Origin of the sequence: Pseudomonas sp. TH32 (genome assembly GCF_016650855.1) — a bacterium.
GTDB lineage: Bacteria > Pseudomonadota > Gammaproteobacteria > Pseudomonadales > Pseudomonadaceae > Aquipseudomonas.
The window spans coordinates 1-15049 of sequence record NZ_JAEKFA010000004.1; the positions used below are offsets into that span (position 1 = coordinate 1).

At 56.4% G+C, this 15049-nt stretch carries 14 protein-coding genes and 1 pseudogene; 14 read left to right on the forward strand and 1 reads right to left on the reverse strand.

Annotation, left to right across the window (positions count from 1 at the left end; translation table 11 throughout):
• The first annotated feature begins 263 nt into the window (after positions 1 to 263).
• The 14 genes and pseudogenes from JFV30_RS33375 (at position 264) to JFV30_RS32890 (ending at position 14009) form a co-directional block, all read left to right on the forward strand.
• Entirely contained in the window at positions 264 to 1124 is an 861-nt protein-coding gene (locus tag JFV30_RS33375; protein WP_242487223.1) for a hypothetical protein, read from the forward strand.
• Positions 1058 to 1735 (forward strand): EAL domain-containing protein, encoded by a 678-nt coding sequence (locus tag JFV30_RS32845; protein WP_342215168.1) that lies wholly within the window; start codon positions 1058 to 1060, stop codon positions 1733 to 1735. The genes JFV30_RS33375 and JFV30_RS32845 overlap by 67 nt, the downstream gene beginning before the upstream one ends.
• A gap of 241 nt (positions 1736 to 1976) precedes the next feature.
• Positions 1977 to 2642, forward strand: a complete 666-nt coding sequence (locus JFV30_RS32850) for a response regulator transcription factor (RefSeq protein ID WP_201121459.1) — start codon at positions 1977 to 1979, stop codon at positions 2640 to 2642.
• A gap of 150 nt (positions 2643 to 2792) precedes the next feature.
• The gene (locus tag JFV30_RS32855) at positions 2793 to 3458 is read left to right on the forward strand and encodes a response regulator transcription factor (RefSeq protein WP_201121458.1); all 666 of its coding nucleotides are present in this window, start codon (positions 2793 to 2795) and stop codon (positions 3456 to 3458) included.
• Entirely contained in the window at positions 3455 to 4174 is a 720-nt protein-coding gene (locus JFV30_RS33380) for a transporter substrate-binding domain-containing protein (RefSeq protein ID WP_242487224.1), read from the forward strand. The genes JFV30_RS32855 and JFV30_RS33380 overlap by 4 nt, the downstream gene beginning before the upstream one ends.
• Before the next feature lie 65 nt (positions 4175 to 4239).
• Positions 4240 to 4434, forward strand: a complete 195-nt coding sequence (locus JFV30_RS33385) for a hypothetical protein (RefSeq protein ID WP_242487225.1) — start codon at positions 4240 to 4242, stop codon at positions 4432 to 4434.
• On the forward strand, positions 4431 to 5846 hold the full coding sequence (locus JFV30_RS33390; RefSeq protein ID WP_242487020.1) for an ATP-binding protein: 1416 nt from the start codon (positions 4431 to 4433) through the stop codon (positions 5844 to 5846). Before JFV30_RS33385 ends, JFV30_RS33390 begins: the two co-directional genes overlap by 4 nt.
• On the forward strand, positions 5843 to 8149 hold the full coding sequence (locus tag JFV30_RS32865; protein ID WP_242487226.1) for an ATP-binding protein: 2307 nt from the start codon (positions 5843 to 5845) through the stop codon (positions 8147 to 8149). Before JFV30_RS33390 ends, JFV30_RS32865 begins: the two co-directional genes overlap by 4 nt.
• A 289-nt stretch (positions 8150 to 8438) precedes the next feature.
• Positions 8439 to 8987, forward strand: coding sequence for a fimbrial protein (locus JFV30_RS32870; protein ID WP_201121456.1), 549 nt, complete (start codon positions 8439 to 8441; stop codon positions 8985 to 8987).
• Between the two features lie 72 nt (positions 8988 to 9059).
• Complete coding sequence (locus JFV30_RS32875) at positions 9060 to 9806, forward strand: fimbrial biogenesis chaperone (protein WP_201126285.1); 747 nt, start codon at positions 9060 to 9062, stop codon at positions 9804 to 9806.
• Positions 9807 to 9978: 172 nt separating this feature from the next.
• Positions 9979 to 12191 (forward strand): annotated as a pseudogene (locus JFV30_RS32880) (fimbria/pilus outer membrane usher protein).
• Complete coding sequence (locus JFV30_RS33395; RefSeq protein WP_342215160.1) at positions 12146 to 12436, forward strand: FimD/PapC C-terminal domain-containing protein; 291 nt, start codon at positions 12146 to 12148, stop codon at positions 12434 to 12436. Before JFV30_RS32880 ends, JFV30_RS33395 begins: the two are co-directional and overlap by 46 nt.
• Complete coding sequence (locus JFV30_RS32885; protein WP_201121454.1) at positions 12433 to 13554, forward strand: fimbrial protein; 1122 nt, start codon at positions 12433 to 12435, stop codon at positions 13552 to 13554. The genes JFV30_RS33395 and JFV30_RS32885 overlap by 4 nt, the downstream gene beginning before the upstream one ends.
• Positions 13555 to 13568: 14 nt before the next feature.
• A complete protein-coding gene (locus JFV30_RS32890) occupies positions 13569 to 14009 on the forward strand; it encodes a response regulator (protein WP_446739843.1) in 441 nt (146 codons plus the stop codon).
• 9 nt (positions 14010 to 14018) lie between these two features.
• Here JFV30_RS32890 and JFV30_RS32895 read toward each other — a convergent pair whose 3' ends face one another.
• On the reverse strand, positions 14019 to 14657 hold the full coding sequence (locus JFV30_RS32895; protein ID WP_342215161.1) for an EAL domain-containing protein: 639 nt from the start codon (positions 14655 to 14657) through the stop codon (positions 14019 to 14021).
• Positions 14658 to 15049: the final 392 nt, after the last annotated feature.

A 15049-nucleotide genomic window follows, 5' to 3' on the forward strand; every position in this document is an offset into this window, starting at 1 on the left:
AATCGCCCCTCATTCCGTAGACACCTCCATGCCTTAACTGAGGCGAATCAGGAGGCGCCATGAGCAACCTACGCTGCCCCGAAGATTCAAAAAAGCCAAGCGGTCAATTAAGTGCCCGGAAATGAAACTGTCTGTCGCTGATGTAGGCGAGTAGGTCAGCTGATGAGAAAGGAGATGCAGGGAGGAAAATCAAAGCCCGGTTCAACACTCTACGGATTACCGGTAGCTACCTATTTCTGACAGCGTGTTAGAACGACGCTTTTATGTGGGAAACCCAACACCCGCTTGGGTGGGGCATCAGTTGTCCTGAGCTGCGCGGGTGTACTTTTAGTCCCAGTCCTATTTGCTTCTTTTTTGCGCTGATAAGCTTTTTCCTGAAACAGTCTCAGGAAATTTTTATCATGATCTTGAATGCCGCCGTGCCCAGCGAGTTCAGCGCATTACGTGTCATCACGTTGGCGTCCGATGCTGTATGTGCACACCGGCTGGCTTCTGCCTTGAGTGGAATGGGGGTGACTCCAATCGTCAACCTCGAATCCTTGAGTGGCGTTGAGGCCTGGTTGGGCGAATATCCAGTCGACGTTATTGTCTGTGAGCTCCGTCCTGAGTGTGGCGACGGGCTGATGTTGCCGAGCCTCCTCAGGGGGATGCATGAGGTGGGCACACTGACCCAGTTCCCCAGTATCTTCTGGACCGGGGAGGCTGCCTTGGATGCACCCTCCAGTGTCGTTGAAGGGGGGCACTCGCTGTGCCACAAAACGCCGACCAGTCCGCTCTGGATCAAGTACATGGGTGGGGTTGCCGTCAGTGCTTTGGAGTCCCATGCCCGATTGGCACGGACGGCAGGCATTTCGGTGGAAATCCTGCGCGAAGGTGCCACCCTGGCCCTGGGCGACGCCTTGCGAGCGGCGGTACTGACGCGTGCGCAACCGGACGCCACGTTGCGAATGAATACGTTCGATTCGTTGGCCGAAGATGAGGTGATCAATGCGCTGACGACGGGGAGGGCCTGCGCTTTGTGTTCCAGCCGCAATTTGAGTTGCGGAGCCGACGCGTTGTGGGGGCTGAGGCGCTGGTGCGTTGGAAGCACCCACGTTTTGGGGAAATACCGCCTTCTGTATTGATGCCATTGGTCAACAGGTTGGGCCTGGACTTGCTGCTTTTCAGCCTGGTGGAGATGTGGACGATCAAGGTCATGCTTGCGCTAAAACGCGAAAATATCGAGATTCCCATTGCGGTGAATGCGTCGGCAAAGACCATTTGTACGCCTAACTTTTCTGACCGGCTGGCGGCACGTATGCGTCAGGCTGACCTGCCGAGTCGACTGCTCAAAATTGAACTCACCGAGGATGTACCCGAGCCCGACGAACTCTACTTATCGGCCTCGTTGACGGCTATTCGAGCCAAGGGCTTCCAAGTGTCGATGGATGATTTTGGTACGGGTGCCGCTACGTTGAACCTGTTGGCGAACCTGTCGTTTGATGAGATGAAAATTGATGGGTCGTTCGTCCGTGGTGTGGAGCTGCATTCGTCGTCACGTAAAGTCATCGCCGGAATCGTCAACTGGGCACGCCTGCTCAGTTTGAATTTGGTGGCAGAAGGGATCGAGGATGAGTCGACTATTCCGCTGTTGTACCGATTGGGTTGCCGGGTAGGGCAGGGTTACGCGTTGGCACGCCCGATGGAAATTGATGCTTTCTTGAGTTTCGTTATTCAACGGGAAAATAATCTATAGCACTGACCGCTTTTAAGAGTTTTCTGATGTTTATTCTGGCGCGATCACATTAGCTTTTATGGCCTCTGGCTTTCTGGGTTATTTGCCGCTCTTTTCGTTCGCTTGTGTAGTTATGTGCGATTGGTCAATAGCACGGATGTCATTGATTTTATAGGTTCGTCTGAGATGACGAGAACTTACTAAAGATGAGGGCACTGTATATCTCATCCTTTTGCTCGTTATAAAGAGTGCCTTCTGATTTATGAAACGCTTGAAAATTGCTTTGCTGGATGATCATGCAATCGTACGACATGGGTTGGTCAATCGATTGCAGCAGGAACCTGATTTTGAAGTGGTCGGTGTCTATGCCCGCAGCCGTGACGCCATGGCTGGGCTTGCGGTGGCGCCGGCGGAGGTATTGTTGCTGGATTTTGTGCTCGGGCCGAGTGAGTTAGACGGCATCTTGTTGATTCGTGCATTGAGGGTAAAGCACCCGCAGTGCCGCCTCCTGATATTTTCCACCCACCACGACGCTGCGACTGTGATTCTCGCCTTGCGTGTCGGCGCGCGCGGCTTTCTGGGTAAGAGTGAAGACATCAATCAGTTGATCAGCGCTGTCCGGTTGGTGGCATCGGGCGAGGTCTACCTGAGTCCCGACATGGCTTATCGGGTAGCGGAAGCCACGGCCGTGAATAGTCACGGTGAAGAAAGTAACCGGGATGAAGCTTTGCGTTTTGTGAGCCTTTCAGCACGTGAGCAGGACGTGATCCGTTGTTACCTGGCGGGCATGACCATTACGGAAATCGCCGAAAAATTTAGTCGTAGCATCAAGACTATCAGCTCACAAAAAGCCGCGGCATTTCGCAAATTGGGTGTGGTATCGAACAATGAGTTATTCAGAATCAAGCACATTATTGAGGGTATTTGATTCAACTACGCACTGCTCGGAAAAAAGCACGAGTGGGATGTGATTTACCGATCACTGGATATACTCAACTACGGGCTGAACGTTGTATCGGTAGGCTATTCCTGTGTTCCGATCGCACTGTGTGCGGTCCGCAGAGTGGGGTCGATCACGATGAAACCTGTACGCATTGCGTTGTTGGATGATCACGCGGTTGTACGGCATGGACTCGCCAACACCCTGGCGTGTGAGGCGAACTTTGAAGTGGTTGGCGTTTACGCACGCAGCCGTGACCTTATCGCGGGTCTCGCCACGTCTCCTGCGGATTTACTCTTGCTGGACTTCTCCCTGAATCCCGACGAACTGGACGGGGTATCACTGATTCGGGCCTTGCGGGTCAAGTTTCCCCTCTGTCATATCCTCGTCTTGTCCACGCATCACGACCCGGCGACAGTTAGCCTGGCCATGCGGGTCGGCGCCCGTGGTTTTGTCGGCAAGGGTGAAGACATGGACCAACTGGTCAAGGCCATTCGCAAGGTCGCCGCGGGTGCGGCGTACCTAAGCACCGACATGACCTACCGCTTGGCGGAAACGGTCACCAGCGATACCCGCGAAGGCCAGGGCAATGCGCAGGATGCGTTATTCCAGGCGGAGCTGACCAGTCGAGAACAGGAAGTCATTCGCTGTTATCTCGCGGGTATGACCGTGAGTGAAATTGCCGAGAAATTCAATCGCAGTATCAAGACCATCAGCACCCAGAAAACCTCAGCGTTTCGCAAATTGGGCGTGACGTCGAACAACGAACTGTTCAAGCTTAATAGGATCATCGGCACGTCATGAAAGCCAGGTTGTGGAGTGTTGGGCTTCTCGTGTTGTTGATGCTGGGGTCGCCGCTTATCTGGGCTGGTTCTGTTGAGCTGAGCGAAGAGCAATTGCACTGGATAACCCTACACCCGGTACTTCGTGTTGGGGTGGTGGAGAGCCTGATTCCCTTCGAGTACATGAGCGACGGGGGACTGCGCGGTCGATCAATGCAGTACTTGCAGTTTGTGACGGCCGCTACGGGCCTTCAATTCACTTATGTACCTGGCAAGACCCTGGCCGCGCGTGAAGAGATGCTACTGGAAGGCCAGGTGGATCTGCTGTCCTCTTACCTGCACTTCAGGTCCGAGCCCGCGACTCAGGGGCTGGTCGCGTTGGTCTACCACACCACCTCGCCCATTATTGTCACGCGTGTCGACAGTCCCGGGATTTTTGACCTGGAACAGCTGCAGGGCAAAACCGTGATGATTCCCGATGTGGAGCACTACGAGGAGATATTCCGGGGAAAGGCGACCAAGGCCCATCTCATCAGAAGCACATCGGCCATGGAGATGTTGACCATGGTCAAGGAGGGCAGGGCCGATGCGGTGGTCGCCTCAGAAACCTTTCTGATGCCCTATCTGTATCGACAGTTCCAGGGCGTTCTGGAAACGTCGGGTGTGGTTGGAGCACCAGGTGCTGGAGGTGAGCATGGCGGTCCGCGCAGACCAGGTCATGCTGCGTTCCATACTTGAAAAAGTTCTCGGGTCCATTACGGCGGATCAACGCAATGCCATCTATGAGAACTGGTATCACGACCATGGATGTAGACGCTCCGTCCCTGTTGAGTATCGCCAACCACTACATGCATGTCCTCACGATTGGTGCACTGGCGTTGGCCGGCCTGTGCGCGCTGGTCTACCGCAGTCATCGGTTGCGGCGCCGCGCGCTACGCAATGAGCAGGAAAAATCGAGATTCCTGGCGGTCATGAACCATGAAATACGCTCCCCATGAATGCCGTGCTGGCGGCGTTGGAGCTGCTGGGGCACACCCAGCTCAACCTGCAACAACGTCATTTTGCTCATTTGGCGAACAGTGGCGCCAACACGTTGGTGCGTTTACTGGATGACATTTTGGAGACGTCGAGGTCGACGGTGAAGCCCATACAGCTGACAGTTGAATCGACCGATGTGACGGCGTTGGTGCAAGGCGTCGTCGGCCTACACCGCTTGCGCGCCAGAGAAAAACATCTGGTGCTGAATTCCCACATCCAAGCGCAGTTACCCTTGGTGCTGCTCGACAGCACCCGCCTGACGCAGATTTTTCATAATCTGCTTTCCAATGCCATCAAGTTCACCGATGCAGGCGGTATCGATATCGACGTGCGGGTGGTGGGGCTTACCGACCACGCCGGGCAATTGCAGATTGAGGTGCGTGACACCGGGATCGGGATTTCAGCCGCAGTGCAGGCGTCGCTGTTCCGGGCGTATGCACAAGACAGCCAGTCATACAAACGTTCAGGGGGAACCGGATTAGGATTGGTGATTTGCCAGCAATTGGTCAACTTGATGAGCGGCACGTTGACACTCAGGAGCGAGCTGGGTGCAGGCACCACAATCACTATCTGCTTGCCCGTAGCGGCCGCACCGTCACCTGTTGAACTGCCACAAGTAGAAGCCACGTCAGCGCTGCCGGCCTCCAGCGGATTGCAGATCCTGGTGGTGGAGGACACCCTGGCAAATCAAGAGGTGTTGCGTGCACAAATCAGCAGCTACGGTGGTCGGCCCGTGGTGGCCGCCGATGCTGCCCAAGCCCGCGCCCTGTTTGCGCAAGCCGCGTACGACTTGATCCTGGTGGACTGCGATCTACCGGACGAGGATGGTTATGGCCTAGCCCGTAGGTTGCGCGCATTCGAGCAGCAACTGGGCCGCACGCGTTGCCCGATCATCGCTATCTCTGCCTTGACCGGTGGGCAGCACCTTCAGCGTTGTCTGGAAGCCGGGATGGACGCCGCATTGAGCAAGCCCATTGGCCTGGGCCAATTGCGCGAGGTCATTGAGCGTTGGTGCGACGTCACACTGGCAGATCCCGCGGTGAGTTTGATGGCTCCCGTGCTCGACCAGGCCGGGATCAACCGGGAAGTGGCCGCTGACCTGGGGAACCTGATCAAGGCGATAGCCCTGTGTGATCGCCCGTCCGCCCTGCACGTGGCTCATCGCTTGCACGGTGCAGCGCTGATCATGGAGTGGCCAGCAATGGGCCGGGCGACGGAGCATGTGGAGAACCTGCTGCGCACGCAGGCGGAGTGGGATAACCCGTTTTACACGCAAGCCCTGCGAGCATTGCTCCAGCAATGGAATGATTTGGACGGCGATACGCAGCTCGATGCGCTGCCGGCAATCCGGGCACATCGGATGCAACTATGATGTGGCGTCTTTTACTGGTACTGGTCCTGGTGGGCTGCGCTGGCCTGGTGGGTGCACAGGCGAACCCGCCGCCACTGACTTTGACGCAACAGGAACTCGACTGGGTTGCGGCTAACCCGGTCTTGCGCGTAGGTGTGTTCGAAAATCTGTTGCCCTTCGAGTACATCAGCGGTGGCGAGCTGCGAGGGCTGTCGGCCAAGTACCTGGGATTGATCACACGCCGTACGGGGTTGCATTTCACGTCTGTGCCGACCACTACACGCAGTGCCCGCAAAGACATGCTGATCAGCGGTGAGGTCGATATCTTGCCTACTCGGCGTCGCTCCGATGACCCCGCTGAGGATCGCGGGATCCTCTATACCCAGCCTTACAACACCAGTTCGACCATCCTTGTCAGTCGTTTTGACGGTGAACCTTTTGCCGATCTTGAGCAACTCGCCGGCAAGCGGCTGGTGATGTTGGGACGTGAAGGCTATTCGGCATTTTTGAAGGAAAAGGTGCCTGGTATCACGATCATTTCGGCCCAGAACGCAGTAGACATGATGGCAATGGTCAAGGACGGCAAGGCAGATGCAGCCATTGCTTCAGAATGGTTACTGATTCCGTACCTGTCTCGCCAGTACCACGGCGTGTTGCAGGTTTCCGGAGTGGTGCCCCAGCAGCATACCGGGGTGAGCATGGCGGTACGCGATGACGATGTGATCCTGTTGTCGATTCTGGACAAGGCGCTGGCCTCCATCACCGGGGATGAGCGCAAGGCGATCTACGATGCCTGGTTCGCAGACATGAACTTGGATATACCGACCATCGAGGCCATCACCGATCATTACGAAAGTGAGTTGTGGTTGCTGCTGGGCGTTGTGCTGATACTCGTCACACTCGTTTGGCAAAGTCGCGTGCAGCGTCGACGCGCCACCCATAACGAGCGAGAGAAGGCGATGTTCCTGGCGGTGATGAGCCATGAAATTCGCTCGCCCATGAACGCGGTACTGGCCGCTGTCGAATTGTTGGAGCATACCGCGCTCGATGAACATCAACGCCACTTCGCGTATCTCGCTAACAATGGCGCTAACGCCTTGTTGCGGTTAGTGGACGATGTGCTGGATATCTCCAAGATGGAGGCCGGGCAATTAAAGCTCAACGTGGAAGCCGTGGACCTCGGTGTACTGGCCCGGCGCGTGGTGGACAGCCAGCGTCCGTATGCCGAGGAAAAAGGTCTTGAACTGACAGTGACGAGTGAGCGACCTGTCGCCCCTTTGTTACTCGATGAGCTGCGCGTGGCCCAGATTTTGCGCAACCTGATCTTCAATGCCATCAAGTTCACCGACGTCGGTCGGGTAGAGGTTCAGCTTCAAGTGCTTGAGGGGGATCGGCAACTGATGATTCGGGTAGTTGACAGCAGCATCGGCTTGTCTGAACAGGCGCAAGGTTCATTGTTTCGGCCCTATGTCCGGGACAAGGACGCTTACAAGCGCAAGGGCGGCACTGGGCTCGGGTTGGTGGTCTGTCGGCGGTTGGTGAAGTTGATGCAGGGCGAGCTCACGCTCAGTAGCACGCTGGGCAAAGGGACCCAAGTCGGGGTGATGTTGCCCATCGAATGGGCTGAACCGCTCGATTCGCCGGCGCTAGCGATAGCGCCCGAATCTGTGGGGTTGCGGGTTTTGGTAGTGGGGGGCACGAAAGTCGATCAACACGTAGTGGAGGTGCAACTGCATGACTTGGGTTGTGAGCCGTTGTCAGCGGCTGATATTACCCAAGGCTTGAGCCTCTTCAGCGCACACGAAGTTGATCTGGTGTTGATGGACTGTGATCTGCCAGAGGCCGATGGATATAACCTGGCCGGCGAGTTTCGTGAACTTGAGCGCCAACAGCAGCGGACGTATTGCCCGATCATCGGGGTCTCGCAGTTTGCTGGCAATGAACATCTCGCACGTTGCTTTGATGCCGGTATGGATGGTGCACTGAGCAAGCCTATTCACCAGGCGCCATTGCAACAAACCATTGAGCTGTGGTGCGAAGTCATCTTGGCGCAGCCCGATCAGTCACCCAATGCCCCAGGGCCTGAGACGTTGCGCAAGCACCTGAGTAGTTTGCTTGAGGCGGTGGCCCTGCGTGATCGCAGCCTGGCGCTGCAGGCCGTGCGGCGCCTGCATGCGGTTGCGTTAGCGGTGGGTTGGGCGGATCTCGCGGCCACAGCCAAAATGCTCGAGCCTGAGCTACAGGCTGAAGGGCGCTGGCCCACTGTGGTTATTGCGGGCCATCTCAGTTGTTTGGTTGAACAGTGGGTGGGACTAAGTTCTTGAGTTTTGCTGCAAATTGCTCTCTGGTGGCACAAGTTTTTTAGGAGTGCTCCTATTGACGAAGTGTCGGCGTGATCAATAAAAACAATAACCGATACTTGTGGTTTTTTAGGCGTGGGGCGCGAATAGTTAATTGTTGGAAATCTACGCTGGCTAGTTGTTTTTTTCGGAGCAGTCCTATTTGGATGGCTCAGTCGGCGCCTTAAACTTAACCCCGCAACAGCACAGGGAGTTATCCTGCAAAAGGAAACTCCAATACTTACTTAGACCCTTGCTCTTTCGGAGTTACCTCATGGATTACAAAGCCCGCGCCCTCGCTGTACTGGTCGCAGCCACCGCCACCTCCGCCGCCATGGCGTCGGACGGCACCATCAATTTCAACGGCGAACTGAAAGCTGAAACCTGCCAGGTTGCGGTCAATGGTGCTGCCGGCTCCGCGGGCAGCACTGTTACGTTGCCGACGATCTCCACCGCTTCGCTTGCCTCGCTCGGCCAAGTGGCAGGCCAGACCGGTTTCAGCATTCAACTGAGCAAGTGCTCTGCTGCACTGAAAACCGCTTCTGCGTTCTTTGAAGCCGGCGCTTCAGTTGACCCGGCCAGCGGCAATTTGAAGAACTTGAGCGGCACTGCCACCAAGGCTCAACTGCAACTAGTTGACGCCTCTAATGGCAAACCGATCAAGGCCGGCGATACCGGGCAAGTTGCTTCTACCAGCCGTATCAGCATCAATTCGACCACCCTAAGTGCAGACCTGCCGTACTCCGTTCAGTACTACGCACAGGCAGCAACTACGCCAGGTACTGTTATCAGTAACGTTACGTACTCTATCAACTATCAGTAAGCCGCGCGCAATGAGCACACGCCCTGATTGGTATGTGAAGGGCGTGTTTTCTGGCAGCGATGGGACAACGTCATGTATTACAAACTTCCATTCAAACAGTTACTGCTGGCAAGCCTCATGGTGCTGGCAAGTTTTCAGGCCAATGCAGGTGTGGTGATCACCGGCACTCGGGTGATCTACCCGGCAGGCCAGAAGGAAGTCACCGTAAAACTCAACAACAACGGCACGCAACCTGCGCTGATGCAGGCGTGGATCGACACCGGCAGTGTGACCTCCACCCCCACCAGTTCCAAGGCGCCGTTTCTGCTTTCGCCACCGGTGGCGCGTATCGACCCGGCCAAAGGCCAAAGCCTGCGGGTAATGTTCACGGGCGCTGCACTTGCCCCAGGCAAAGAATCAATATTCTGGCTCAACGTGTTGGAGATTCCGCCAAAGCCCGAAGCCGGCGCAGACCTCAACACCCTGCAAATGGCATTCCGCTCGCGTATCAAGCTGTTCTACCGCCCCACCGGGTTGCCTGGAACCGCCACTGAAGCGATTGAACAGGTGCAATGGCAAGTGGTGTCGACCCCTGATGGCGTGGGCCTGGCGTTGCAAGCGTTCAACCCGTCGGCGTTCTACGTGTCGATGGTCGAGGTGGACCTGGTGCAAGGTGCTACGCGCGCTCGCAGTGAGGATGGGATGGTTGCCCCGGGCGAAACCCGGCAGTTCCCGCTGCCAACCCTCAAGACTCGACCTGCCGCCGATGCCCAAGTGGAGTTCAGTGCCATCAATGATTACGGCGCGCTGATCCCGACTCGGAAAGCACTCAAGCCCTGATCAATCCCTGACGTTTTTACCCGCGAGTCAATTATGCCAACCTCTTCCAGCTCCAGGCTTGCCCTGAGGGCGCAGCCTCGCTTTGCCTTGAATCCGCTTACGACCTTGATACTCAGGGTATTGGCCGTTACTCCATGGTGCATTGGGGGTGCAAGGCGCGTTGGCGCAAGAGGTGCAATTCAACGACGCGTTTTTGCCTGAGGATTCACGCAATCTTGACCTCGGTAAATACCAGGCCGGTAACCCGGTGACGCCAGGACAGTACCGCGCCGACGTTTTGCTCAATGGCCAGTTGAACAGCCGCCAGGACATCCGCATTGAGGCCCAGCCCGACGGCAGCAAGCCGGTGGTGTGCATGGATCATGGGTTGCTTGAGCGCCAGGGCGTGGAAATGTCCAAGTTGCCACCCGAGGCCAGTCAGGCGCTCGGTAGTCAGGGCTGCGTGGCATTGGGCAGTTTGATCCAAGGCGCCAGCGCGAACTTTTCGCCCGAGAACCAGGCGCTCGACCTCAGCATTCCCCAAGCGGCCTTGAAGCGTAATTCCCGGGGCTATGTCAGCCCTGAACTGTGGGACCGCGGGGTTACGGCAGGCATGCTCAGTTACAACTTTAACGCTAATCGGAACCGCACCCGCTCCGGTAACTATGACTCGGCTTTCATGGGCCTCAACGCCGGCCTCAATCTGGGTGACTGGCGCCTGCGCCACAACGCGTCGATGAGCTGGCAGTCGCGCCAGGGCAACAAATACCAAGCCCTGGACACTTACGTACAGCGCGATATCACTGCGCTGAAAAGCCAGTTCACGGCGGGGAGTCCAACACCAGCGGCGAGATCTTCGACACATTGTCCTTTCGCGGCGTGCAGTTGGCCAGCGACGACCGCATGCTGCCCGACTCCATGCGCGGTTATGCCCCGGTTATCCGTGGCATTGCGCGCACCAACGCGCGGGTCACCATCCGCCAGGCCGGCAACGTATTGCTGGAAACCACTGTAGCGCCCGGTGCCTTTGTGATCGACGACCTGTACTCCACCGGCTACGGCGGCGACCTCAATGTGAGCGTTGCCGAGGCAGACGGCACGGAACAGAACTTTATCGTGCCCTATGCCTCGGTCAGCCAGTTGCTGCGCCCAGGAACCGCGCGTTTCAGCCTTACCGCCGGTGAAACCCGCAACAACTATGTCGACCAACAGGTACGCCTGCTGCAAGGTACTTTGCAATACGGCCTGAACAACACGTTCACCGGGTTTGGTGGTATGCAATCGAGCGACCACTACACGGCGTTACTCACGGGCGTGGCGTTCGGTACGCCCATCGGTGCCATGGCGGTCGACGTGACTCATGCTCAGACCGAGCTGGCTGGCGGTACCGCCAAAGGGCAGAGCATGCGCGTGTCCTACAGCAAGAACGTACTCAGCACCGGCAGTAACTTTTCGGTGGCGGCTTATCGGTTTTCTACCGGTGACTACCTGGATTTCAGTAATGCAGTGCAACTGCTGGATGCCGAGAAAAATGGCTGGGATACCCGCTTATTTGGGCGCCCGCGTAGCCGCCTGTCCATCACCGCCGACCAGACGCTCGGGCCTTGGGGCCAAGTGACTATCAGCGGCTATGCCCAGAACTACTGGAACCAGCCGGGCAGCGACGTGCAATACCAGTTCAGCTATAGCAAGCAATTCAACCGCGTGAGTTTCAGTGTGAATGCCAACCGCAGCCGTGTGGGCATGGGCGACATGGAGAACAGTTTTCTGCTGACCATGAGCATGCCCCTGGAATTCGGCGGCTCAGGTTATGGCCCGCAGATGACCGCCCAGGTTGGCCGTGACACCCGCGGCAACTACAGCGAGCAGGCCGGTATCAGTGGTACTGCCGGCGAAGACCGCCAGTATGGCTACGGCGCTACCTTCGGGCACGATGGCGGCAGTAGCAGCAAGAGCGCTGCGTTCAACGGGCAGTACACCGGCGCCCGGGCCATGCTCAATGCCGCATTGGGCTATGGCGATGGGTATACCAGCACGTCCCTGGGCGCCAGCGGCACGGTGGTGGCTCACTCCGAAGGTGTGACGTTGTCGCCTTATCGCGGCGAAACCATGGCCGTGATCAGTGCGCCCGGTGCGCAGGGCGCCAAAGTTTCCGGTTACCCAGGCCTAAGGCTCGACGGGAGTGGCAATGCCGTGGTGCCGTACTTGCGCCCATATGAGTTGAATGAAGTGGCCATTGACCCGGCCGGCAGCTCCTGGACGTCGAATTCAGCGAAACCAGCCAGCAAGTCGCACCACGTGCCGGTGCCGTGGTGCACCTTAAATACACCACCAACCAAGGCCGTGCGGTGCTGCTCAATGTGCGCTTGGACGATGGCAGCAGCTTGCCGTTCGGCGCCGGCGTAACGGATGGCGAAGGCGCCACGGTGGGCATGGTCGGGCAGGGTGGCCAGCTCTATGCGCGGATCAAGCCGGACACCCGTCAATTGCTGATCAACTGGGGCAGCAAAGCCCATCAGCAGTGCGCGTTGGCCATTCCGCCGGGCCCAGGTGAGGGGCAGCAGTTGCAACAGCTGGACGCCGTGTGTGCGGCAGGCAAACAAGTCGCGAACAGCGTGCGGCCCAACACTACGCAAAAGGTACCGTTATGAGCATCAGGGCTTTGATCAAATCGGGATTGGCCGTCATGGCGCTGTGGGCCGCTGCCAACACGGCCATGGCAGTCACCTGTACCTACATGAACGGTATTCAGCCGGCGGTGGGCGACATGCCGTTGCAGATATCCTCCATCAGCGTTGGGCGCGATGTGCCGGTGGGCACTGAGGTGTATCGACAGAAGTTCAGCATGGCGGCGGGCCAGGCAGTGAAGCTAGAGTGCCTGTATGCCCCGTTTCAACAATGGATGGAGATGACTCTTGAGAACAATTCACTGGCCAGTTGGTCCAGCGGAACCTACGCCAACAAAGTCTACAGAACCAGGATTCCGGGGCTCGGGGTCGCCTTTAACAGCACGGGCGGCCCGCTACCAAGGCAAAGTAGCCCATCATGGACCACGTGTTCGGCGGGCTGGAGGTGCCTGGTTCCTTTTGATGGTCCATCCAATTATGAATTGATCCTCATCAAGATAGGCGATATTTCACCGGGAGTGTTAATGGGCAGCACGTTGCCGACCGTGAGCCTGTTTGGCAATTTTGGCGATGTCAGAATGTTGGGGTTCAAGATGGGCATCTCCGGCAGTATCCAGATTGTCTCGCGCACCTGCAGTACGCCGGATGTGACAGTCCCTATGGGCACGCATCAGACCAAGACATTTACCGGAATAAACACGGCCAGCGGCTGGGTTGATTTTGCCATTCAATTGAATGATTGCCCGGCGTTTACAGGAACCTTTAGCACCACAGGACCAGGCTGGAGCTCCCAGAGCGGTAATTCACCCTCCGGTACGGGCACCAGTGGCACCCTGGTCAACAACACCCTGCAATACCGCGTTGACCCGGCAAGGACGGCGATCAACGCCGGTACTGGTGTGCTAAGCCTGGACCCTACGACTGCCGGCAGTTCACCCGCCGCCACCGGCGTAGGTGTGCAGGTCGGGACGCCTAACGGCAGCGGCTTGCCTTTGTCTACCAATCAAAACAGTGGCCTGACCCTGCGAACGACTGAGGGCAGCTATTCAATCCGGCTGCGTGCCCGCTATTTGCAAACACAGGCCAAGGTCACGCCGGGGCCGGCCAATGCGTCGGCGACGTTTACGATTATTTATCAGTGATGGAAAACTTGAGAGTGATCGCGAGGATGCGAATAAGGCCGAATAAAGCGCTACGAATTCTGATCGCAGATGAACAACACTTTTACCGGTTGAGGATTGAACGGGACCTGAACCATTTGGGTTATTACCGAATTGCGCCCTTGCATCAACTGGTGCAGGTATTTAGTGCGGTGGAGTACGACCGCGAGCCTCTGGACCTGTTGATTATCAACGCCTCATTGGTGAAGGGGGTGAAATTTGATCTGTTTTCTTTCTGCATGGACAACCCGCATATTCGTTATGCATTGATTTACGATGATCAGCAACGGGGCGTACCCTCGCTTCTGGTATGCCGTCAAGACAAGGTGCTGATCAGCGCTTTGCCATTGCCGGACTTCGAAACCCTCACCCACCTGATGGCAAAGGTCGAGACCTGTCCTGTTGCGCAGGAGCGAAACGGAGAAGTCGGTGCCTAATGAAAACCGTTATTGGAAACAGGCTTCTGTCATCGGTTCTTGTATCCACCTTTCAAATACATCGATCGCCATCGGTTTAGCATACAAAAAGCCCTGACCAATCTGCACCCCCATCTCATACAAATGATCCTGCTGAGCTGCGGTTTCGATACCTTCCACCACCAGTTGCATGCCCAAATTGCCGGCCAGAACCAGTGTATTGCGAATGACTGCACGGCAGTGGCCGGGGCCGTCGATAAATTGGATGAACTCTTTCGCCAGTTTTATTTCACTAAACGGTACCTGGCATAGTCGTAAAAGTGACGAACAGCCCGTGCCGAAGTCATCAATCGATAGGCGTATGCCCAATAGGCGCAGGCGATTAAGCTTTTCAACGCTGCTAGCGCAAGCACCGCTAGGACCGTCCTCGGTGATTTCGATGGTTAGTGATGAAAGTGGCAGAGGGTGCTGGCGCAACCGAGTCTCCAAGCGCTCGACAAGTGTTTCGCTCATCAATGCCCAAGGGACAGGTTGAATGCCATGCCTATGAGTTGGCCCTGCTCTAGATGAATCGCCCCGGGTTTCGTAGACACCTCTTTGCCTTAAACTGAGGCCAATTAGGAGGTGCCACGAGCAACCAGCGTTGTCTCGAAGAGTTCGAAATACAATTTGTCAATCAAGTGAACGAAAAGAAACTCTCTGTCGCTGATGACGCGGCCTGTCTTGGCGTATCGACGCATAGCCTTTAAGCCTGGATAATTCGGAGCGATTCGGAAATTGAAGGGCCGCTATTGGGCATGCTGAAATGCAAAAGCTTTAGGGACTGATGTTGTGGCTAAAGGTCAGTGTGGTCGACTCCTCCCAGATGCCCTAAATTACACGGCATACGGCTGGTACCTCTTTTCTTTAATAGTTATGAGGGAGAGAGCTATGCGAGATGCTGTCGATATAATATCGACTAATAAATACCTCTCGTTTATTTAAAGTGAATCAGGAGAAGCACGAGTGGGGGAAAGGTTTAGCTGCTACCCAAAAAGAAAACTTTTGATCATTATGCCTTT